Source organism: Clostridium tertium (genome assembly GCF_017873245.1).
GTDB lineage: Bacteria > Bacillota > Clostridia > Clostridiales > Clostridiaceae > Clostridium > Clostridium tertium.
In genome coordinates, this window is the sequence record NZ_JAGGJY010000022.1 from 1 (window position 1) to 21,785 (window position 21,785).

General features: G+C 27.2%; 22 protein-coding genes, 1 pseudogene and 1 riboswitch. Of the genes and pseudogenes, 21 read left to right on the forward strand and 2 right to left on the reverse strand.

The window, feature by feature from the left end:
• Window positions 1-215: 215 nt before the first annotated feature.
• The 6 genes from J2Z25_RS17190 to J2Z25_RS17215 all read left to right on the forward strand — a co-directional run bounded on the left by J2Z25_RS17190 (window position 216) and on the right by J2Z25_RS17215 (window position 7,199).
• On the forward strand, window positions 216-1,691 hold the full coding sequence (locus J2Z25_RS17190; protein WP_209741445.1) for a protein adenylyltransferase SelO: 1,476 nt from the start codon (window positions 216-218) through the stop codon (window positions 1,689-1,691).
• A gap of 90 nt (window positions 1,692-1,781) precedes the next feature.
• Complete coding sequence (locus tag J2Z25_RS17195) at window positions 1,782-2,369, forward strand: L-dopachrome tautomerase-related protein (RefSeq protein ID WP_209741446.1); 588 nt, start codon at window positions 1,782-1,784, stop codon at window positions 2,367-2,369.
• Between the two features lie 135 nt (window positions 2,370-2,504).
• Window positions 2,505-2,606, forward strand: a riboswitch (purine riboswitch).
• A 36-nt stretch (window positions 2,607-2,642) separates the two neighbouring features.
• A complete protein-coding gene (locus J2Z25_RS17200) occupies window positions 2,643-3,695 on the forward strand; it encodes a guanine permease (protein ID WP_008678912.1) in 1,053 nt (350 codons plus the stop codon).
• 14 nt (window positions 3,696-3,709) lie between these two features.
• On the forward strand, window positions 3,710-4,276 hold the full coding sequence (locus tag J2Z25_RS17205) for a phosphoribosyltransferase family protein (protein WP_209741447.1): 567 nt from the start codon (window positions 3,710-3,712) through the stop codon (window positions 4,274-4,276).
• 447 nt (window positions 4,277-4,723) lie between these two features.
• Window positions 4,724-5,911: a M20 metallopeptidase family protein gene (locus J2Z25_RS17210; protein WP_111927797.1), complete on the forward strand. Its 1,188-nt coding sequence runs from the start codon at window positions 4,724-4,726 to the stop codon at window positions 5,909-5,911.
• 316 nt (window positions 5,912-6,227) lie between these two features.
• Window positions 6,228-7,199, forward strand: a complete 972-nt coding sequence (locus J2Z25_RS17215) for a Gfo/Idh/MocA family protein (protein ID WP_209741448.1) — start codon at window positions 6,228-6,230, stop codon at window positions 7,197-7,199.
• Between the two features lie 237 nt (window positions 7,200-7,436).
• Here J2Z25_RS17215 and J2Z25_RS17220 read toward each other — a convergent pair whose 3' ends face one another.
• Window positions 7,437-7,670: a hypothetical protein gene (locus J2Z25_RS17220; RefSeq protein ID WP_111927795.1), complete on the reverse strand. Its 234-nt coding sequence runs from the start codon at window positions 7,668-7,670 to the stop codon at window positions 7,437-7,439.
• A 468-nt stretch (window positions 7,671-8,138) separates the two neighbouring features.
• On the opposite strand from J2Z25_RS17220, the gene J2Z25_RS17225 reads away from it, so the two are divergent.
• The 10 genes and pseudogenes from J2Z25_RS17225 to J2Z25_RS17270 all read left to right on the forward strand — a co-directional run bounded on the left by J2Z25_RS17225 (window position 8,139) and on the right by J2Z25_RS17270 (window position 17,127).
• Window positions 8,139-8,474, forward strand: coding sequence for a hypothetical protein (locus tag J2Z25_RS17225; RefSeq protein WP_111930701.1), 336 nt, complete (start codon window positions 8,139-8,141; stop codon window positions 8,472-8,474).
• A gap of 566 nt (window positions 8,475-9,040) precedes the next feature.
• A complete protein-coding gene (locus J2Z25_RS17230) occupies window positions 9,041-10,558 on the forward strand; it encodes a hypothetical protein (RefSeq protein WP_209741449.1) in 1,518 nt (505 codons plus the stop codon).
• Between the two features lie 286 nt (window positions 10,559-10,844).
• Window positions 10,845-11,825, forward strand: a complete 981-nt coding sequence (locus tag J2Z25_RS17235; protein ID WP_209741450.1) for an NAD(P)H-quinone oxidoreductase — start codon at window positions 10,845-10,847, stop codon at window positions 11,823-11,825.
• Window positions 11,826-12,431: 606 nt separating this feature from the next.
• Window positions 12,432-12,752 (forward strand): PadR family transcriptional regulator, encoded by a 321-nt coding sequence (locus tag J2Z25_RS17240; RefSeq protein ID WP_111927782.1) that lies wholly within the window; start codon window positions 12,432-12,434, stop codon window positions 12,750-12,752.
• A 15-nt stretch (window positions 12,753-12,767) separates the two neighbouring features.
• On the forward strand, window positions 12,768-13,496 hold the full coding sequence (locus tag J2Z25_RS17245; RefSeq protein WP_111927781.1) for a DUF2812 domain-containing protein: 729 nt from the start codon (window positions 12,768-12,770) through the stop codon (window positions 13,494-13,496).
• A 169-nt stretch (window positions 13,497-13,665) separates the two neighbouring features.
• The gene (locus J2Z25_RS17250) at window positions 13,666-13,830 is read left to right on the forward strand and encodes a hypothetical protein (RefSeq protein ID WP_111927780.1); all 165 of its coding nucleotides are present in this window, start codon (window positions 13,666-13,668) and stop codon (window positions 13,828-13,830) included.
• A gap of 1 nt (window position 13,831) precedes the next feature.
• A pseudogene (locus tag J2Z25_RS17255) lies at window positions 13,832-14,403 on the forward strand (ATPase).
• 338 nt (window positions 14,404-14,741) lie between these two features.
• Window positions 14,742-15,236 carry a helix-turn-helix domain-containing protein gene (locus J2Z25_RS17260; RefSeq protein ID WP_209741451.1) on the forward strand — a complete coding sequence of 165 codons (495 nt, stop codon included), beginning with the start codon at window positions 14,742-14,744 and terminating at the stop codon, window positions 15,234-15,236.
• A gap of 795 nt (window positions 15,237-16,031) precedes the next feature.
• Entirely contained in the window at window positions 16,032-16,889 is an 858-nt protein-coding gene (locus J2Z25_RS17265; RefSeq protein WP_209741452.1) for an AraC family transcriptional regulator, read from the forward strand.
• 76 nt (window positions 16,890-16,965) lie between these two features.
• Complete coding sequence (locus tag J2Z25_RS17270; RefSeq protein ID WP_207635934.1) at window positions 16,966-17,127, forward strand: hypothetical protein; 162 nt, start codon at window positions 16,966-16,968, stop codon at window positions 17,125-17,127.
• Between the two features lie 64 nt (window positions 17,128-17,191).
• On the opposite strand, the gene J2Z25_RS17275 is transcribed toward J2Z25_RS17270, so the two are convergent.
• The gene (locus J2Z25_RS17275; protein ID WP_209741453.1) at window positions 17,192-17,746 is read right to left on the reverse strand and encodes a class I SAM-dependent methyltransferase; all 555 of its coding nucleotides are present in this window, start codon (window positions 17,744-17,746) and stop codon (window positions 17,192-17,194) included.
• Between the two features lie 184 nt (window positions 17,747-17,930).
• On the opposite strand from J2Z25_RS17275, the gene J2Z25_RS17280 reads away from it, so the two are divergent.
• From J2Z25_RS17280 to J2Z25_RS17300, 5 genes are all read left to right on the forward strand, one after another.
• Window positions 17,931-18,086, forward strand: a complete 156-nt coding sequence (locus J2Z25_RS17280) for a DUF6132 family protein (protein WP_008678881.1) — start codon at window positions 17,931-17,933, stop codon at window positions 18,084-18,086.
• Window positions 18,087-18,412: 326 nt separating this feature from the next.
• A complete protein-coding gene (locus tag J2Z25_RS17285) occupies window positions 18,413-19,147 on the forward strand; it encodes an SDR family NAD(P)-dependent oxidoreductase (RefSeq protein ID WP_111927776.1) in 735 nt (244 codons plus the stop codon).
• 375 nt (window positions 19,148-19,522) lie between these two features.
• Window positions 19,523-19,837 carry a hypothetical protein gene (locus J2Z25_RS17290; protein ID WP_111927775.1) on the forward strand — a complete coding sequence of 105 codons (315 nt, stop codon included), beginning with the start codon at window positions 19,523-19,525 and terminating at the stop codon, window positions 19,835-19,837.
• 54 nt (window positions 19,838-19,891) lie between these two features.
• Window positions 19,892-20,620: an ABC transporter permease gene (locus tag J2Z25_RS17295; protein ID WP_111927774.1), complete on the forward strand. Its 729-nt coding sequence runs from the start codon at window positions 19,892-19,894 to the stop codon at window positions 20,618-20,620.
• Window positions 20,621-20,910: 290 nt separating this feature from the next.
• Window positions 20,911-21,777 (forward strand): transglutaminase-like domain-containing protein, encoded by an 867-nt coding sequence (locus tag J2Z25_RS17300; protein WP_209741454.1) that lies wholly within the window; start codon window positions 20,911-20,913, stop codon window positions 21,775-21,777.
• Window positions 21,778-21,785 lie beyond the last annotated feature (8 nt).

The window sequence follows — 21,785 nt, forward strand, 5'->3', positions numbered from 1 at the left end:
TTTAATTTAAATCTAATTAGTATAATAACTAGTTAGAGGTAAAAACTAAATAAGATTAAATTTTTATGAAATAAAACATGATTTTAATTATAATGCTTTATTTAGTTAGACAAATTAATTTTAAAATATGATGATTAAGTTAGTTAGCTTGTCTATTAATAATTAATTATAGATTTATTAATTAAAATATATAATGAGGAGGAAAAGAAGAAAATATGACAGAAAAAGAAGTAGTAAAAAATACTAAGTTTAATTTAGATAATAGTTATTTAAAGCTTTCAGATATATTTTTCACTATACAGGATCCAAGCAGTGTTCCATTACCTAAGCTAGTTGCTTTAAATTATTCATTAATAAATTCTTTAGGGTTAGATTCTAAATTCCTGCAAAGTAATGATGGAGTAGAAATCCTTGCAGGTAATAAACTTCCAGAAGGAGCAATACCATTTGCACAAGCATATGCTGGACATCAATTTGGACATTTTACAATGCTTGGAGATGGTAGAGCAGTATTAATTGGAGAGCATATAACTCCTATTGGGGAGCGGTTAGATATTCAACTTAAAGGTTCTGGGAGAACTCCATATTCAAGAGGTGGAGATGGAAAAGCTGCTTTAGGACCAATGTTAAGGGAATATATAATAAGTGAATCAATGGCTGCACTAGGAATTCCTACAACTCGTAGTTTAGCAGTAGTTACTACTGGTAAAAAAATAATACGTGAAGATTATTTACCTGGAGCAATATTAACACGTGTTGCATCAAGCCATATACGTGTAGGTACTTTCCAATATGCTTCAAGATTCGGAAATATTCATGAGCTTAAGGAATTATCTGATTACACTATAAATAGACATTATCCTTATATTGCTGATGAAGAAAATAAATATTTAGCTTTCTTAAAAGAAGTAATAAAAAAGCAAGCAGAGCTTATAGCAAAATGGCAATTGGTAGGGTTTATTCATGGAGTTATGAATACAGATAATATGACAATTAGTGGAGAAACAATTGATTATGGACCTTGTGCATTTATGGATGTATATGATCCAGAAACAGTATTTAGCTCTATTGATGTTCAAGGAAGATATGCATATGGCAATCAACCTAAACTTGCAGCTTGGGACCTTGCAAGATTTGCAGAAACATTAATACCATTAATTCATACTAATCAAGATGAAGCTGTTGATTTAGCACAAAATGCAATTTCAGAATTTGCAAATATATATGAAGAAAATTGGTTATCTGGAATGCGCTCCAAACTTGGAATATTTAATGAAGAAGATGAAGATAAATCATTAATTGAGAATCTTTTAAGCATGATGCATAAATATGGTGCAGATTATACAAATACATTTGCCGCATTAACTATTGATAAAAAAGATGGCATTGTAATGTTTAGCACATCTGAATTTAGTAAATGGAATGAACTATGGCAAGAAAGACTAACAAGGCAATCAGAAACAAAAGAATCAATTAAACAATTAATGCAAAGCTCTAATCCTTATATAATACCACGTAATCATAGAGTGGAAGAAGCATTAGATGCTGCAGTAAAAAATGAAGACTATGGAGTTATGGATAGACTTTTAGATGCTCTTTCAAAACCATTTGCATATTCCAAAGAGCAAGATGAGTATTCAACATTACCAGAACCTTCAAATCGTCCATATAGAACATTTTGTGGAACTTAATATGAAACTTAAACAAAGGACTTACTCAGTTTTAGTAAGTCCTTTAATAATTTTTAGTTAAATGATTAATAAATTAAAGGAGCAATTATTATGCTTAATTTAAAGACAGGTAAAGCATTCAGAAGATTAAATGGTAATAAATCAACAGTACCTGATCCAAATTTCATACCAAAAGTTGAAGGAGAAGTATTACTTAAAAGGAAAGAGGATGGGCCAACAGAACCAATTAATTTTTCAGTAAATGGTATTGCTATATCTCCTGATGGAAAGATAATATATTATTGTCCATTGTCAAGCAGAAATTTATATTCAATTGAAACAGAACTTTTAAGGGATAGGTCAATTCCAGATGAAGTATTATCATCTTACGTTAAAAATCTAGGGGAAAAAGGTGCTTCTGATGGATTAATGTCTGATGTTAAAGGAACAGTATATGCAGGTGATTATGAAAATAATAGTATTAGGACTATTTTACTAGATGGCACAATGAAAACTATAGCTCATGATCCAAGAATTTTATGGCCAGATACACTTTCTATAGGGCCTGATAAATATTTATATTTTATTGCAAATCAACTAAATAGACAAGCTGATTATCATTATGGAAAAGATTTAAGAGAAAAGCCATATAGCTTATTTAGAATTAAAATAGATGAGCTTCCTGCCCCTACAAAATAAGATATTCAAAAAACAGGTATTAATTAATTACCTGTTTTTTTCTTTACATAAATAAATAACAGAATTTTTTTAGAGCATAATACGAATAATTATTTTAAAATAGTTGAAAATATTCGACAGGAATGTTATTATAGTTATGGAAAAAAATACTGTCTTCATATATTTTTGGTAATATGGTCCAAAAGTCTCTACCAGAACTCCGTAAAGGTTCTGACTATGATGATTTATTTATTACTATGAAATAGGTAGGCAACTCAAAGGGGGAAAACAACTATGTCAGACTTTGTTACTGACTTTCTTGCAATCATAGGTGTTGTTCTAAATGGACTTCCACAAGGTTTATTAGCATTAACATTTGGGTTTGCATCAATACCAACAGCTTTCGCTTTTTTAGTAGGTGCTATTGGTAATTTAATAACAGGTTCAGTTGCACCAATATCATTCCAGGCGGAAACTATAACATATGCAGGTACTGCTGGTAAAGATATGAAAGAGAGATTATCAATGATATTCTTTGGAGCTGCTATAATGACACTTATAGGAATGTTCGGATTTTTAAGCAGGATAATAGATTTTGTGGGGCCGACTATTACTTCAGGAATGATGGCCGGTGTTGGCATAATGCTTGCCAAAGTATCTATGGATATGCTTAAAAGTGATAATAAAGTAAGTGCTGTATCATTAGTAAGTGCAGTTATTGTTTATTTCGCTACAAATGATTTAGTTTTAACTATTACTATTTCAGTAGCTCTTTCAAGCATCGTTGCTAATATGCTTAATAAGGAAATGAGAAATGTTAAAATTCCTAAGGAAAAAATAGAAAAGAAAAAGTTTATATTTAACTTAAGAATATTAAGAGGGGCATTGGGGATGGTGTGCTTAAACATTGGATCTAATATTGCATTTGGACAAATAACTGGAAGTATGGCTAATACAAATGTAAATATAGATCATCTTTCTGTTATAAGTAGCATTGCAGATATGGGTTCAGCATTATTTGGTGGTGCACCAGTTGAATCTATAATCTCTGCAACAGGAAGTGCACCACATCCATTGGCAGCAGGAGTAATTATGATGTTGATTATGGCAGCAATTTTATTCTTTGGATTATTACCTAAGATAGGTAAATATGTGCCATCTCAATCAATTAGTGGATTTTTATTTGTATTAGGTATATTAGTTACATTACCTGGAAATGCAGCTAGTGCTCTAGCTGGATCAGATAGTTTAGTTGGGGGAGTGACTATGGGAGTTACAGCAATAACAGATCCATTCCTTGGAATGCTAGCAGGTATTATAACAAGATTTGCACAAGTATTATTTTAAGGGGGAAATTTAATATGAGTTCATACAATCTAGATTTACTTTCATTAAAAAGGGAATTGCCTATAATAAAAATAAAAGAAGATTTAGCAATTGCAAGCTTTGTAATACTAGGTGATGCAGAGTTAGTTCAAACAGTTGCTCCTGCAATAGCAGAAAAGTTAAAAGATATAGATATAATTGTTACAGCTGAAGCAAAAGGAATTCCTCTAGCTTATGAAATATCTAAAATTTTAGGAATGAAGGAATTTATAGTGGCAAGAAAAAGTATTAAATCTTATATGGATTCGCCAATAACTGAAGAAGTGAATTCAATTACTACTAAAAAACAACAATTTCTATGTTTAGATAAAGTTGATTTAGAAAAGATTAATGGGAAAAAAGTTGCTATAATAGATGATGTAATTTCAACAGGTGAATCTTTAAGAAGTGTTGAAAACTTAGTTGAAAAAGTTGGAGGAATAGTGAAAGCTAAAGCTGCAATTTTAGCTGAAGGAGATGCATCAAATAGAGATGACATTATATTTTTAAAAAGACTTCCACTATTTAAAGTAGATGAAAATGAAAATTTTATAGAAGTATAAAAGATGTATAGCCAAAAAGTCCACAAGTTAATGGTGGACTTTTCTTATTTTATTGACGCATATTTATTAAAATAACTAAAAAAAGCAGTATTTACATAGATTTAAAAGCCTCCATATAGAACGCTTTTTAGAACTTAAATAAATAAGAATAGCAAATTTGAAATTTCAGTAAATATAAAATTTAATATGATAAATTTATTTAAGGTTGAGAATAAGAAAATTTATTCATGTAAATGTTTATATATATAAATAATTACATCCAAATAAAGATAAGCATAGAAAAGTGTACTGTAACTTAATGATAATTTTTGATATTATATAGTATATTCCAACTAACATTTGGCAATATGAATGCTAAATATTAGTTGGAATAATAACAATGTAACAATTAAAACAATTAAGTATGAGTCAATAGAATTATGTAAATACTGTACACGAGGTGATATTATGAAAGAAATTTTAGAAAGTGCTAAGCTACTAAAAAACGAAATAATAAGGTTTAGAAGAACAATTCATGAAAATCCAGAAGTTGGTGATCATCTTCCTGAAACTACAAAATTTGTAATGGGAAAACTTAGGGAATTTGGATATGACCCAAAAGAAATATGTGATAGTGGAATTCTTGCTACTATAAAAGGAGAAAAACCCGGCAAAACATTTCTTTTAAGAGCAGACATGGACTCTCTTCCTGTAGGTGAAGAAAGTAGTTGTGAATTTAAATCACATAATGGTAACATGCATGCATGTGGTCATGATCTTCATACTGCCATGCTACTAGGTGCTGCTAAGCTACTTAAGCAATATGAAGATCAAATAGAGGGAACAATTAAATTAGTTTTTCAACCAGATGAAGAAGGATTTACGGGCGCGAAAAAAATGCTTGATGCTGGAGTTCTAGAAAATCCTAAAGTAGATGCAGCAATGGCAATGCATGTCCATTCTGGAAGTCCATCTAACATGGTTTTATATTCAACAGGACCAAGTATGGCAGGTTGCATAAGATTCAGAATTACTGTAAATGGGGTTGGATGTCATGGAGCTATGCCTGAAACTGGAGTAGATCCTATTAATATTGCAGCTCATGTATATCTATCCCTACAAGAAATTATAAGTAGAGAAATTGCTCCAGCTGAGCCAGCAGTTCTAACTATAGGTAAGTTTTCAGGCGGAGATGCACCTAATATAATACCTGATAAGGTTATAATGGAAGGAACAATACGTAATGTATCAAAAGAAATAGGAGAATTTATATTCAAGAGATTAAATGAAGTAGCAACTATGACTGCAAAAATGTTTAGAGGTGAAGCTAAAGTAGAAGAATTATCCTCTGTACCTCCATTAAATAATGATAAGGAATTAGCCGATGAAATTGCATCTTATATTAAAGATCTTCTAGGAGAAAAAGCAGTATATTGCTTTGAAGGCGGAAAAGGTATGGGGTCAGAAGATTTTGCATCTTATTCTTATAAGGTACCAAGCATGTACTTTATGTTAGGAGCAGGAACTAAAGAAGAAAACCCTGAGTATGGATATCCTATGCATCATCCAAAGGTTACATTTAACGAAGATATATTAGTTACTGGAGCAGCTATACATACATATAGTGCAATTATGTGGCTAAAGAATAATAAATAAATTATTACTAAATATAATTGTATAAAAATATTTTAAATATTCTCAAGTAATAAAAAGCTATATGGGTTATTAATAACTTATATGGCCTTTTATTGTTTTATCAAGCATAAAAAATTATATAGCTTGTTTAGAATTAGAGATGAGTTATCGGCGATAAAAGTATAAGAGTAAGTTTCATTTTTAAGTGGAATGTATAAGTTCAGATTAATATTTAGTAATGTTACTAAATAAGCATGCTTATATATCCATTTTTTATTTGATATTCTTAGAATAAGTCTTATATAATTATGGTAATAAAAGAAAGGAGTATCAATTTATGATAAAGTGGGGAATTATAGCACCTGGTACAATAGCCAATGCTTTTGCAAAAGAAGTTAATAATACTAAAGAAGGAATTCTTTCTTCTGTTTATGGAAGAAACGAGGATAGAACAAAAGAATTTGCGAAGAAGTATAATATAGAAAAGTACTATACTAATATAGATGACTTTTTAAGTGATGATAATATAGACGCAGTTTATATAGCAACACCTCACAATTACCATATGAATTATGCTAAGAAATGTATAGAAGCTAAAAAACATATACTATGTGAAAAACCATTTTCATATAATTCTAAAACTGGACAAGAAGTTTTAGAGCTTGCAAAAGAAAATAATATATTTATAATGGAGGCACTTTGGACTTTATTTTTACCAGCAGTAAATCAAGCAAAAAAATGGATTAAAGAAGGTAAAATAGGAAAAGTTAAATTAATTACAGCAAACTTTGGATTTAAGAGTAAGTATAATGTAAATTCAAGATTATATAATCCTAATTTAGCTGGAGGAGCATTATTAGATGTTGGTATTTACCCAATTTTATTTTCTAACTATATATCAAATGGTTTTCCAAAAGAAATAAAGGCAAGTGCTGAATATACAAATACTAATGTAGATGAAAGTGATATTATTAATTTAAAGTATGAAGATGGAATATTGGCTTCTTTAACATGCTCAATAGCAGTTGATACAGATAATACAGCAGTTATATATGGAGAAAAAGGAAAAATAGTTATACCAACCTTTTGGATGTCAAAAGAAGCATATTTATATAATGAATATGCTAATGAAAAGTATATAGATAAATATGAAGAAGCTGGATACAAGTATGAAATTGAAGAAGCAAATAGTTGTATTATAAAGAAGTCTTTAGAAAGTAATGTGGCATCTCATGATTTTACATTAGGGCTAGCTAAAATAATGGATGAAGTAAGAAATCAAATAGGTTTATTTTATCCATTTGAATAAATTGCATATAAGATTAAGTAGTAAATGTATTAAAATTACAATTACTAATTGATTTTGTTACTTTATAAGTAAAAAGCACCTAGCAAGATGTAAATTCTTATTTGGTGCTTTTATCATATGCTATTCATTGATTTTAAGATAAAATACTATATTATTTTATTACTGTGCATTTAAAATATGGTATTATTCTATAACTATATCTTTAGAATTATCATATTTTTAATATTTTTAATTATCCTATTTATTTAGATTTTGAGCAAATTGTTGCATAATAGCTTTAACTTCTTCAACTTTTTCTGGCTTTAATAAAGCAATCATCTTAGGGATGAATTCCATAATATATTCATGTGAAAAAGTACCTTCTGATTGTTTTTTAAAGCTTTCAGCAAGTAATACTTTTGCTTCATCAACTTTACCTTCTTGAACTCTTTCTAAAATAAAACCTAAAAATTTTTCTTGGCCTTGATGCATAACTTTTTCCTCCTATTTGTAAATTGTATTTAGTTTTATTAGTAAAACAACGTTTTAATTATTTAAGATAAAAACTTGCATAGTAAATTACAATTTTTATGTCTATTTGAAAATACTATTCAAATGCAAGAATAGCAATAATAGTCCATGTTTTATATAAATGATACTATAACAATGAGATTATATTATATGTTTTGTTTTAATGTCAAACAGTATATATAAATATAATAATCAATAGGTAATTTAGATTTTGAAATATGGACGAGTAACAATGAAGAATGTCTCTTGAAAACCAAAATTCTTAGATTCAATATAAAGTTTTGAAGGAATAATGACAATATATACTTTCTTTAATATAGTTAGTCTACTTTTTTCTAAATGACGAACTAAATTAATATTAAAAATCAACATTATAAGCATAAAAATTTTTTTTTATCAAAAACTAAAAGAAAACAAAGGAGAATACAAATGATGATAAAAAAAATATTTTTAGCACTAATAATACTTATATCATTAAATAACAGTATTAGTGCAAGTGCAACATCTAGTTATGCTGAACCTGTACCAACTGTTTCAAAAACCTATACAGAGGGTTTTTATAAATTTGATAATACAACTAATGTTAATATAGGTGTAACACTACTCACTAACGTTCCTACTAAAATGATGATTCTTGATGAAGAAATGAATATTGAATTTATTAGCGCAATTCCATATAACACTAAATTTTATCTAAATTATATTGAACCAAAAAGAATAATAGCAATAGTTGGTGATGGTGAAGTAGCATTATCGTTTGAATAAATTAGATAGACTATACTGTAAGACTATAAAAATACTGTATTATTAAGAAATTAATATGCAGTATTTTTTATTTCTCAATAAAATCAAATGATTTACCAAAGCAATAAACTAAGTTATAATTATATACAATAATTGTAAATTGATTTATATTAATGTAATTGATTAGCCAAAAAATTAGCTATAGAGAATTTAGTGAGGAGATAAAAATGGTTTTACTAATGTAAGATAAAAGAAGAGCAAGACTTTTACATGAATTATCTAATTTAAATTTGAAAATAAAAAAATGTATAGTTTGAATTTTTACTTATATAAGAAGAATCTATAGTGAGTAAATGAGGTTGGTTCAAATAAAATATCAATTGATTATTTAGGACTTATTTAAACCATATTAAATAAATTAATCCTGTAGTCATTTATCATAGTAGTTATTTAGATAGTAAACAACATGAGGATTTGCTTATTATAGAATGGAGAGTTTAATATGCATTTTATAAGTTTAATATTATGTTAATAAATGTAATTTATGTTATAATTGCCATAAAGAGTGTTATTAAAGGGGGAGGATTATGACTAAGATTTCTTTGTTTTTTGGAGCTGGTGCGGAATGTTCATATGGGCTACCATCAGGAGGAAAGTTCGCACTTGATATTTTTAGAATGAATACTAGTGATGATAAGATAAATTTAAAAGAACAATTAAATAATGTTGATAAGCAATCAAATTATGCAAGGTGGTTGCCAGAAGGTTTTGATAATAAAAAACTAACTGCTTTTACAAAGACACAATATGAATCAATAGTAAAAGGTAGTTTAGAAAACAAAAGAAACAATATTTTAGATTACTTAAATAACTTTGATGAAAAGGTTAACTTAATATCACAAAAGTTATATAATAATGGACTTGATATTGATAAAGTATTTTTAGATATAACAGCTTTAGAATTAGGATCCTACAATTATTCTCATATAATAAAGTTAAATCCGTTACTAGGAGGTAATAACTCACTTTTTGGAAGTAACTATTTTTCAGCATTTTTAAAACTTTTAGAAATAGAAAAAGTAAGTTATCAATTTAAGTTAAATATAAGAAATATAACAAGGGCAATACTTGAATTATTAATAGGATCATTAGGTGAAGATTTAATACATAGGTTAAATGATGGAATTTTTTATGATAGTCCAGAAAGCATAGATTTATTTGATGATCTTGGAGCAATATTTACATTAGATTATACAAACACAGGTATGAAGGGCCTAGAACTATTAATAGAAAATGAGGACTTAGATATTAAAGAACACTACAATAATGAAGAGAAAATAACTAAATTTGGATTGCAGATATTAGAAGATATATATTCAAGAGCATTAGATTATCAAACATTAATTGATTCTAATTGGAGATACATTTATAGTCCTAAAACAGATTGGGGTAAATTCAATAAAATAGTTATATTTTTATATACAGTAAAAAGATATATAGAATCAATAGCTAAAAGTAATACAGAGAAAATAAAAGAAGGTAATGGATACTATCATGATGTTTTATATCTAAAAGAATTTGTAGATATAAATGCAATAGGAACAACAAACTATAACTCATTTATAGAAGATATAACTAAGGAAGAGGTGTATTACCTAAATGGATGTATAAATGATTACTATGATCCATATTTAAATAAAATAATATCCTTTGATGAAAACAAGGAGAAAAATCATATAATAGTCCCTTTCTTATTTACCCAAAGTGGTATAAAACCATTAACTTCTGTTAAGATGTCTAAAAGATACGTAGATATGTTTAATAAGTTTAAAGAATCAGATATTATTTGCGTATGCGGATTTGCCTTCAATTGTGATGATGGACATATAAATGGATTATTTAGAGAATTAATAGAAGATTATAATAAAACTTTATGCATACTTCATTATGTAGATGGAAGCCACTTCAACTCAAGAACAGTAATAAATGAATATAAAGAAAAGTTGAGACTAGATAATACATCAAACTTAAGAATTGTAGCGGTAGATAGGAGTAGGAATGAAATTGGTAGTGGGGAGAAGTGGTTTGAGGTTGTGGTTAAGTAAGAGAAGATTTAGAATAATTTACTTTGAACCGTATCAGTAATAAGTGCGATTTTTACATTTCATATAAAATAATCTTAAGGTTTTAATAAAATATATAGATAATATTAAAGAATGATTCAGGTATAGAATTTTTATATCTAGACTATTAGTAAGTATAGCAAATAAAAGAACGGTATCTTGATAATATTAATTTACTATTATAATATATAAATATATTTAGTGAAAATTACTTACTTAAGTAACTTAAATAAAGGCAAGAATAATAGTAATATAGGAAGTGTTATTTATGAAAAGTGTTATTGTAAAAAAACCAGGAGGTTATGAGCAACTTGAGGTTGTTGATATGAATATACCTAAAATAAAAGAAGGGGAATTACTTATAAAAGTACATTCTGCAGCAGTTAATCGTACAGATATTATAACAAGAGAGGGAAAAGTAGGTTATCTTGAAAATCCTATTTTAGGAGTGGAGATTTCAGGAGTGGTTACTGAAATAAGTGGGGAAAGCTCTTTTTCTATAGGAGATAGAGTAATGGGATTAGTTAATGGTGGTGGTTATGCTGAATTTGCTGTAATGCCATCAGATAGAGCTATAAAAATTCCTAATTCTTTATCATTTGATGAAGCAGCTGCAATTCCAGAAGTATTTTTAACTGCATATCAGACATTATTTTGGCTTGGTAAACTTAAAAAAAATGAAACTGTTTTAATTCATGCAGGTGCAAGTGGTGTTGGAACAGCAGCAATTCAATTGGCAAAACATATTAGTGATGCAAAAGTCATTGTTACTGCTGGTTCTAAAAGGAAACTAGATTTTTGTAGGGAACTTGGAGCAGATGTTCTTATAAATTATAAAGAACAATCATTTGATAAAGAAGTTTTAAAAGCAACAAATGGTAAAGGTGTAGATTTAATTTTAGATTTTATTGGAGCTGATTATTGGAATAAAAACTTAGCTAGTATTAAAAAAGAAGGAAGATGGGTTCTTATTGGTATACTAGGTGGAGCAGAGGTTGAAAAAGTAAATTTACTATCAATTATGTCAAAGTGTATTCAATTTACAGGAACTTTATTAACTCCAAGAAGTAATGAATATAAAGCTATTTTAACAAAGGAGTTTTCTGAAAATATAATATCGTACTTTGAAGATAAAAAAATAAGACCTATTATTGATACTAAGTTTTCTTTAGAGGACATTGGAAAGGCACATTTACATATGGAAGGTAATCATAATATAGGAAAAATTATAATTAATGTGTGTGAGTAATAGAAAATGAAGCTTAGTCAGTATATCTTGGTTTTAGAAAAGAATAAACAACTTTAATAATTAATTATAATCATTAAATGTGACAAATAGATTATATTTAGTATAAACATTAGTTAAAATATGTTTTAGCTTTTAATAGTTACTAAACTACATAAGTTTATTGTTATGGATATATGATTTAAATATATGAAGTTGAATTATAAATATATATTATAATTAACTAGTATTCTATAAAAGCTAAATTTGGTAAAACTCTTACTTGTATTTATATGTACAGGTAAGAGTTTTTTTTATTTAGAAGGGAGAAAAGTATAATGAAAAAGGTTTATAAAGAAAAAGGTTTATAAAGAAAATCATCAAGAATATATGATGTAGAATATCTACTAACAGAAATACTAATATATCCTAAGTGTGGAGCTGGCATGGTGATTTTAATAACTATTAATAAATTAGCTTATGGAACTAAGAAGAGAAAGCTTCATTATAATTATTTTTATAATTTTACAAAGATAATATATGTGAATATTTGACAACTATATCATTTATTGATATATTATATTTAATGATATATCAATAAATGATATATATAATAGAAAGGAGAATTTTATGCCAAGAAAAGATTCTATTGATATTGGGGAACTAACAGATTCTGCTTTTTATATTTTATCTAGTGTTATTGAGGAAAAGCACGGATACCTAATTATGAAAACTATTGAGAAGTTTACTAATAATGAAGTTACTATTGGTCCTGCATCACTTTATACAACACTAAAAAAGCTTTTATCAGCAGATTTAGTGGAGTTAAGCTCTGACACAGATGATAATAAAAAAGTATATAAAATAACAAATAAAGGACGAGAGATGCTAATAAAAGAGATTGAGCGTAAAAAACAGATGGTTAAATTTGCTGAAAATTTTTTGGATTAGGAAAGGGTGATATTCTTGAAAAGTAAATATATAATGATTAATGGTCTTGCTTTTAGTGAAGAAAGTGATATGGAAAAACTAAGAAATTATGCAAAGGAAGGTTGGATACTGGAAGACATAGTAGGAGGTTTTTTCTATAAACTAAGAAAAGATAAGCCTCAAAATATAGTGTATAGTTTAGATTATCAATTGGATGCCGATGGAGAGTATTTTACCATATTCAAAGAAGCAGGCTGGGAGCTTGTTCTTTCTGTCAATAACCAAATGCATATTTTTTTAGCAAAAGCTGGGACTAAGCCTATTTATAGTGATAGTAAATCGGAAATAGATAAATATACACGTGTAAGAGATCAAATAAGAATGGGAACAATTTATTCTTTAATAATAGCTATAGTATTGATAAGCTTGTTAGTTATTTCTGCAATAGCAATAAGACCTATATTTCTGATTATCTTAGCGTTATTAGTAATTGATATTTTCATATTTATCTTTAATTTTATGCCTTACTTAGCATATAACTCTAGAATTAAGCGAATAAAAAAGTATGGTAAATGTAAAAGTGAAGCAGAAAATAACAAAATCACATGGAAATTATATGCAATTGCAGGCGTTCTATGGTTAGCTATAGGAATATGGCATTTAATTGGGAAACTATATTTTTCCGCAGTATTTTTTATAGTTTTTGGTGTTTATTTTATTTTTTCAAGTTCAGCCTACTTTAAAAAATATAAAAAGTCATTTTAAATTTTATTCAAAACATTTAAAATTTAAAAAAATCATTTACAAGATATAAAGAGAAGTATATCTGTGGAGAATAAAAATTAGTAGGTAATTTAAAAGAGAGTATGTTTATTATTTGATGAATTCGGTATATAATATTATATAAATAACTTTCTTCTAGGAGGTACTTTATATGAAAAATAAGGATATTAATTTATATGATATTTTCACAAAATATTCCTATAATGATATTATGAAATTACTTCAAAGCTCAAAAAGTAAAGAAGAACAAGATTTTTATGCAAATTTATCCAACATCATATTACAACGAGAACAAATGAAAGTTATAGGTAAGTAATATGAAAAATTACACTATATTTGCTGGAGTTAATGGAGCAGGAAAAACTTCTATATATAAATCTATTTATTATAATGAAAATATGAATGAGAAAAGAATAAACATGATGAAATGGTTGCAAGAATAGGCTCTTGGCAAGATAATAATATCCAAATTAAATGTGCAAGGGAAGCTGTAAAATTAATAAAAAAATATATACTTGAAGGTATATCATTTAATCAAGAAACTACTTTATCAGGGAAGAGTATAATTAGGAATATAAAACTAGCGAAGGAAAAAGGGTTTTATGTTACTATGAATTATATAGGAGTTGAAAGCATTGATATTGCTAAAGAAAGAGTTGCAATACGAGTGAGTAAAGGTGGTCATGGTATACCAGATGAAGCTATAGAAAGAAGATATGGTGATTCATTAGCAAATTTAAATAAAGTAATTAATATATGTGATAAAATTAATATATATGATAATACTGAAATGTTTAAGTTGGTAATGGTTGTTAACAATGGAGAAATAATTTGGGAAGATAGAAATTGTCCTAATTGGTTAAATATGAATTTTAATAATAAGCAGTAGATGTTAAGCAAATTTTACTGCTTATTTTTTATGAAAATATATATTAAAACTTAGAATTGAAATATTTATAATTATAATAGAAAAAATATATGAGTTAAATTGGTCAAAAATTTAAATAATAATGAGTTTGAAAAAATGATTTTAGAATAAATTTAAGTTACAAGTATCATTATCAATCTATTGACATATATGAGTATTTTAAATTGTGCGTAGAATCGTATCATAAATGAGTTTTTTATTAAACTTGTAATATTCTACTTTTACTCTACCAGTTCTACTTATGGTGGGTTTCAATATAGTGACTTTGGAATTATTATACTATTAAAGGTGGTGTAATCATGGATACAAAAAAAATCGGAAGATTTATAGCAGATGCTAGAAAAAAGAAAAAACTTACGCAGGCAGAACTTGGAGAATATCTAAATGTAACTGATAAAGCAGTTTCAAAATGGGAGTGTGGTAAGTGTCTACCAGATAGTTTATTATTTGAGAAGATAAGTAAAGTATTGGAGGTTTCAATGAGTGAATTATTAAAGGGTGAATATATTGAAGAAGAAAATGTAGAGGTAGAAAGCAATAAAACTATAAACTCATTACTTAATGAGATTCAAAAATTGAAAAGAAATGAATCCTTGGTTGGGGCTTTATGTGCCATATTAATATCATTTATTACAGCAATTTATTCTGTTATATGGCAACCTGATGCAAAAGCTTATCAACAATTTTTCTCAGGATTTATTGAAGCTATCAGTGGTGGATGCCTTATTATAGGAATAATTCTTATATTCTATACATGGGTAAAGTATTCAGAAAAAAACTCAAATAATAAATAGAAATCAATTAATGTTTACGAATATATGTAAGAGTGAGATCGTGTAGAATATGTACAGAAGAATAAAAGTATAGAAACTTATTTATAATACGGAGAACTATACCATAAATAAATAACATTTCATTTTAAAATAATGAGTCATTATGATATTGGCTCATTTTTATTTATGAAATAAGAATGAGGTTTTATGCACTATATTGAGATGATAAAATTTATATAGAAAAGATACAGGAGGAACTGTTTATGACAAGAGATATTTTTAATGCATAGCAGAGGCTATTGCATTATTATAAAAATGTAATGAAATAGCCTTTGCAAATCCTAAAAATTGAATGACTAGGAGGAGCAAAGTGAGCTATTTTAAAAAATACCAATGGGAAATAGTTCCTGAGAATTTACCAATAGTAAAAAGAAATTGTTCTAAACGTAATAAAAAATCACATTATATAAAATTAGAGTAATAAATGACTTTCTACTGATACTGGAAACTATCATAAATAAGAAAAGTAGTCTTAATCAAGTAAAATTAATGGTTAAGACTATTTTTACAAGTGAAATTAATGGTTAAGACTATTTTTATAAGTAAAAACACCGTTATGTAAGCTAAAAAGATAGATTAATTAATAGATTTTAATTGGAAAATTAATTCAATATTATACGAGATACCTGTTATAAGATAATTATCGTATTCACTTTTTGATATAATAATTATAGGACAAATGAAAGCTTAAAAAGTCGGGATGTCAATCTTTAATGATGATAAGATTAGATTAACGAATTGAAAGGGGTTAAAATTATGGAATGGATTGAAAGTATTAGAGAAGCTATTTCTTATATTGAAGAAAATATTACAGAGGATTTATCTATTAAAGAAATTGCAGATAGAGTAAATATTTCACCTTTTTATTTTCAAAAGGGATTTGGAATGTTATGTGGCTATTCTGTAAGTGAATACATTAAGCGAAGAAGACTTGCACTTGCCGGCAGTGAAGTCTTATCTAGTAATGAAAAAATAATAGATATTGCAATAAAGTATGGATATGATTCTCCAGATAGCTTTACTAAAGCTTTTACACGATTTCATGGGGTTACACCATCTGCAGTTCGTAAAGAGGGTGCTATGATAAAGTCATTTGTTGCCCTTAAAATTAAATTTTCATTGGAAGGTGGATATATCATGGAGTATAAAATAGTTGAGAAGGATTCATTTAAGGTTATAGGAGCATCTAAGAAATTTAAATATGATACAGCATTTACAGAGGTACCTTTATTCTGGAAAGAGCATATTTCACAAGGAAAGCTAAAGGATATATGCGGAATGTATGGTATTAACATTGATGAGGAAATGGGCGGTAATGAATTTGAGTACCTTATTGCAGAGGATTATTGTAAAGAGAAGGAAGGCTTGGAAGGGTATATAGTTAAAACAATTCCTAAGTTTACTTGGGCTATTTTCCCTTGTTATGGACAAGGAAAAACATCAATTCAAGAAACTAATAAGAAAATATTTTCAGAGTGGTTACCAAACTGTAGAGATTATGAGATTGCTGCAGGTTATAATGTAGAAATGTATAGTGATCCAAGTGAGTATGAAAAAGGGATTTCAGATGAAAATTACTATTGTGAAGTTTGGATTCCAGTAAAGAGAAAATAGTGTAATGGAATAATATACCATACAAATATAGGCGAAATTATTATGACCAATAGAATTGATATTAACTTTGATTACAATGAAGAAATTAAAAAATGTAAAACTTGAGCCACAGATCATAAAAAAATATGAAACTGTATGTACCAAATTAGATAAAAAAATATTACTGGAAATAAAAATTTCCAGTAATATAAAAAACAATAAAAATAAAAACTACACAAAATTATCTAGTCGCTCTTAAATTTACAAATAAAGCTATGGAAATAATATTTAAATACTATTTCCATAGATCTAATATAATAAAACTACTTAGTGGCAATTAAAGAAATTAATTTATTTGAGTTATTTAATTCTTTAATGTTTTTAAATCCTGACGAGTCCAAGTCTTCTAATATACTTTCCTTTGTTACAAAGTGTTTATGAACTCCCTCTTTCCAATCACAAATTAAAAGCTTACCATCATTTTTTAAAACTCTTTTTGCATCTTTTAATAAACTTACAGGATCCTTTAGTTCATGATGAACTGTGATCATAAAAACTAAGTCAGCAGTATTTTCAGCTAAAGGTATTTCATTTTCACTCATTATTGCTATGGATAGCCTTCCAGTTGAGGCATCCTTTCTATTTTCCTTTACCCATTTAATCATATCTTCAGAAATATCAAATCCTAATCCCTTAGAATTTGGTAATTTACTTAAAAAGGCTTCAGAAAATATACCAGTACCTATACCAATATCTACAATTGTACTATCTTTAGGTAATTGTAATTCTTCTATAATTTTATCTAAATCAATTAAACTTAATCTTTCAGGATTATTTAGTTTACTTAATTTTTTTACATCAAATTTATGATTATTCATTTATAGTCTCCTTTACTAAATGAAATGTTATAGTTTATTTTTAGTAAAATAAATACATGCTTATTATATAAATTATAATAACTTAATTTAATATATATTTCAGTGACTAAGTTACATATAAAAATTTATTTTTACCTTAATATTAGATATAACAAATACTTTTATAATAAGGAGATTTTTAATTATGGGAAAATATATTATTGCTTCAATTATTGGTGCTTTATTAGGATATATATACTATAAAAAAATTGGATGTGCCAGTGGAACATGTCCAATAACTTCTAATAAATATGTATCTATTATATATGGTGCTCTTTTAGCAAATCTATTTGTTTCTTAAAAGTCTAAAAATAATTAGCATTTTATAATCTAAGATAGGAAAGAAAGAATAAAAAACCTTAGGGTTGTTGTTCACATTTATGTGATTGACCAATCTACAGTTTATTAATCTTCTTTTATATTGGTGTTAGTTATAAGCTTATAGATACTTTAAGCTGAACTAACTAAATATTGTTAGTAAGAAAGAAAATATATAATTACAGGATGATATTTATTAAAAAGCAATAATTATCCTGTAGGTTCAATTCAAAAATTGTAATATCTAAAAATGGATATGAATTAATGAATATGATATAAATAAAAAATTTAGTTAAGGAGAAATTATAAATGGAACGTTTAAAAAATAAAGTGGCAATTATTACTGGTGGAGCAAGAGGCATGGGAGCATCCCATGTACGTTTATTTGCAAGTGAAGGTGCAAAAGTTGTCTTTACTGACTTAAATGAAGAACAAGGTAGAATACTAGAGAAAGAAATAGGTGGTAATGTAAAATTTATAAAACAAGATGTTACAGATGCCGCTAGTTGGGAAAAGGTTGTAGAGGATACTGAAAAAATATTTGGACAAGTTAATATTTTAGTGAATAATGCTGGTATAAGTATAAATAAACCTTTATTAGAAATTACTGAAGATGAATATAGAAAAATTGTAGATATAAATCAAGTATCTGTTTTTCTTGGGACTAAGGCAGTAGCGGCTTCTATGAAGAAATCAGGAAATGGTTCAATAGTAAATATTTCATCTATGAATGGATTAGTGGGTGGGGCAATTGGTTATACAGATACAAAATTTGCAGTTCGTGGAATGACAAAGGCAGCGGCAATTCAATTGTCACCACTTGGAATTAGAGTAAATTCAGTACATCCAGGTGTAATAGAAACACCGATGGTTACTGAAGGAGATTCATATGAGGTAATTAAGAAACTTTCTAAACAAATTCCAATTAGAAGAATGGCTAAATCTGAAGAAGTTTCAAACCTAGTACTTTATCTTGCTTCAGATGAATCAAGTTATTCAACAGGATCGGAATTTGTTATCGATGGTGGATTGACTGCAATGTAGATTAAGAGTATGTTATAAAAATAGTAACTTCGAATTTATAGTCGGCGCTACAATTTTTATATTTTATATATTAATGTAATTGATAAACATTTTAAATAAATTAAAAGTAGTATTAGGCAAGTTATATAAATTCCTAATACTACTTTTTTACTTTATTATGGATATAATAAGTTATTATGCTAATTTTATCAGTTAATTCATAAGTATATTAATTTCAAGTATGAAGGAACAAATTTATTTTTAATAGTAACATTAGTATCTAAAATAAAGTCAGCTCCAATACTAATGGCTACCATAGCAATGACATTTTTAGGAGCAATGATAAGTTTTATAATTACACTTGTAATGGCTCAGTAGGCGCTAGAATATTTAGATATGAGAGTTCCTTATGATGTAGAAATAAGAAATAATTATAGCAGTGGATTTTTAACGGAAAATAATATAACTGATATTAAAGATGTACCTCAATTAGATTACAGTGAGATTATAGATTATTTAAATGCCAAGAGTTATGATGCAAATAGTTATTGTGAGGTAGAAAAGTATTTTATAAATAAAGATGATTTTTATAACAAAGATAAAAATGGTGTTTCAACTATAGCTTTAAGATTAAGTGATTTTAATAAATTAAGAAGCATGCTAGGGTATGATGAAATAGAGCTTAAGGATAATGAGTTTACAACTCAATAGCATAGTGCAGTCAATGATGAAGAAATAAGTAATTATATTAAAGGATATTCTAACTTGAATATTAATGGAGAAGAATTAAATCTTAGTGAAAATTCATACTATAAAGAATCTATTGGAGAAGGTCTTTATGGATTTTATGCAAACTATATTATAATTTTACCAGATAAAGTATGCAATAAGCTTACTTTTGCAGAAAAAAATTTTGTAGCTAATATTAATAATAAGATGAGTTATGAAGAGGCTGATGATTTTCAATATAAGTATGTTAATAAGTGGTTTAGAAAAAGCAATGATGAATTCGTTAAAAAATATAGTGAAAAATATGATATATCATCTAGTGTAGTTAGAGTAAGAATAAAATCATCAGAAACTAATAATATCTTAAATATGACTTTAGCTATGAGAATTCTTGGAATATATTTAGGTGTAGTACTACTTATGATAAGCTTAACTGTTTTATCACTTAGTCAGCTTGTTGATTCTATTGAGCATAAAGATAGATTTAGTGTGCTAAAAAGATTAGGTGTTGAAGATAAGGAAATAAGTAAGATTATATTAAAGCAAATTTCATTGTATTTTATAATCCCTATTGCTATAGCCATGATTGGAGTTGTAATTTTTATATATAACTATTATCTGATTTATAAAGATATAATTAGCATCTATATTGGTGATATTACATTTATTTTAAGTATAGTTACTGGAATTGTTTTAATGCTTGGAATTTATATATGTTACTTTGGAGGAACATATTATACTTTTAAGAGAAATGTTAATAGTTAATTTTGTTTAAACAGAACTCTATTTATTCGGATTGGAGGAATAAATAGAGTTCGTTAGCTAATTTAGTATTACAAAATATCATGAAAAAGTTATAGGTAATAGTATGATAACCTTCTATAAATCTAAAAAAATTAATTTAGCAGGTTCATAATAATAGTAATTTTTTATTATTAAAAAAGCACAAAATATCACTCAATATAATTATAAGAATAGTATAATTGCATTAAAGTAGAAGAGAAATAGTCTTAAAACTATTCTGATTTATTAAAATGATAGGAGTGATTATTATAATGAAAAATAATCTTAGATTTTATCAAGAGCATGGTATTATGACAGAAATAAAAACCATGAAAGATATGGTTACCAATATACCAAAGGATATAAAAACTATTATATCTTATGTACAAAATATATTGCTCCATCAACATTGGAGTGAGGCTTATGGAGTGAAGCTTAGCGATAAAAGAAAGGAAGAGCCATTTGTACGAAGGTTTGAAGATAAACTGATTTTTTTAAAAAATATTGGATATAATCATATATCTAATAAAAATCAAAATGTAAATAAAATGATAGGGATATGTCGTGATTTTACTTTAGCAGCAGTTGCACTTTTCAGGAAGGCAGGTATTCCCGCTAGAGCAAGGTGTGGCTTTGCAAGTTATTTAGAAAAAGGCAAATATATTGATCATTGGGTTATTGAATATTGGAATGAAGATAAGAAAAGGTGGGTAATGGTGGATGCACAACTAGATGACATCCAGATAGATAAATTAAAAGTGACTTTTGACCCTCTAGATATAAGCAAAGAGTATTTCATAACAGGGCCAAGAGCTTGGATGATGTGCCGAGAAGGCTTAATTGAACCTGAGTTGTTTGGGATTTTTAAATGGTGGGGATATGATTATTTAAGATGTAATTTAATCTTAGATGCTAATTCACTACTAAAGCTAGAAATGCAGCCATGGGATATGTGGGAAGGATATAAAAGTATGCCAATAGAAGAATGGACACAGAAAGACTATGAAGTAATGGATCATTTATCTAGGCTTGCCATGAATGTTGATAATAACTTTAAGGATTTATATAATTATGTTCAAAGGAATGATAAAATAAAAGTACCTGAGGATTTTGATAAGGTTATTAATAGTTTAAAATAAGGTGATGG

What these genes read in the sequence shown, in the direction of transcription:
- J2Z25_RS17215 (WP_209741448.1), top strand. Translation starts at nt 6,228, where the DNA reads ATGATAAAGTGGGGAATTATAGCACCTGGTACAATAGCCAATGCTTTT.
- J2Z25_RS17195 (WP_209741446.1), top strand. Translation starts at nt 1,782, where the DNA reads ATGCTTAATTTAAAGACAGGTAAAGCATTCAGAAGATTAAATGGTAAT.
- J2Z25_RS17240 (WP_111927782.1), top strand. Translation starts at nt 12,432, where the DNA reads ATGCCAAGAAAAGATTCTATTGATATTGGGGAACTAACAGATTCTGCT.
- J2Z25_RS17290 (WP_111927775.1), top strand. Translation starts at nt 19,523, where the DNA reads ATGAGAGTTCCTTATGATGTAGAAATAAGAAATAATTATAGCAGTGGA.
- J2Z25_RS17235 (WP_209741450.1), top strand. Translation starts at nt 10,845, where the DNA reads ATGAAAAGTGTTATTGTAAAAAAACCAGGAGGTTATGAGCAACTTGAG.
- J2Z25_RS17250 (WP_111927780.1), top strand. Translation starts at nt 13,666, where the DNA reads ATGAAAAATAAGGATATTAATTTATATGATATTTTCACAAAATATTCC.
- J2Z25_RS17225 (WP_111930701.1), top strand. Translation starts at nt 8,139, where the DNA reads ATGATGATAAAAAAAATATTTTTAGCACTAATAATACTTATATCATTA.
- J2Z25_RS17260 (WP_209741451.1), top strand. Translation starts at nt 14,742, where the DNA reads ATGGATACAAAAAAAATCGGAAGATTTATAGCAGATGCTAGAAAAAAG.
- J2Z25_RS17280 (WP_008678881.1), top strand. Translation starts at nt 17,931, where the DNA reads ATGGGAAAATATATTATTGCTTCAATTATTGGTGCTTTATTAGGATAT.
- J2Z25_RS17275 (WP_209741453.1), bottom strand. Translation starts at nt 17,746, where the DNA reads ATGAATAATCATAAATTTGATGTAAAAAAATTAAGTAAACTAAATAAT.
- J2Z25_RS17190 (WP_209741445.1), top strand. Translation starts at nt 216, where the DNA reads ATGACAGAAAAAGAAGTAGTAAAAAATACTAAGTTTAATTTAGATAAT.
- J2Z25_RS17265 (WP_209741452.1), top strand. Translation starts at nt 16,032, where the DNA reads ATGGAATGGATTGAAAGTATTAGAGAAGCTATTTCTTATATTGAAGAA.
- J2Z25_RS17300 (WP_209741454.1), top strand. Translation starts at nt 20,911, where the DNA reads ATGAAAAATAATCTTAGATTTTATCAAGAGCATGGTATTATGACAGAA.
- J2Z25_RS17220 (WP_111927795.1), bottom strand. Translation starts at nt 7,670, where the DNA reads ATGCATCAAGGCCAAGAAAAATTTTTAGGTTTTATTTTAGAAAGAGTT.
- J2Z25_RS17200 (WP_008678912.1), top strand. Translation starts at nt 2,643, where the DNA reads ATGTCAGACTTTGTTACTGACTTTCTTGCAATCATAGGTGTTGTTCTA.
- J2Z25_RS17210 (WP_111927797.1), top strand. Translation starts at nt 4,724, where the DNA reads ATGAAAGAAATTTTAGAAAGTGCTAAGCTACTAAAAAACGAAATAATA.
- J2Z25_RS17270 (WP_207635934.1), top strand. Translation starts at nt 16,966, where the DNA reads ATGAAGAAATTAAAAAATGTAAAACTTGAGCCACAGATCATAAAAAAA.
- J2Z25_RS17285 (WP_111927776.1), top strand. Translation starts at nt 18,413, where the DNA reads ATGGAACGTTTAAAAAATAAAGTGGCAATTATTACTGGTGGAGCAAGA.
- J2Z25_RS17230 (WP_209741449.1), top strand. Translation starts at nt 9,041, where the DNA reads ATGACTAAGATTTCTTTGTTTTTTGGAGCTGGTGCGGAATGTTCATAT.
- J2Z25_RS17205 (WP_209741447.1), top strand. Translation starts at nt 3,710, where the DNA reads ATGAGTTCATACAATCTAGATTTACTTTCATTAAAAAGGGAATTGCCT.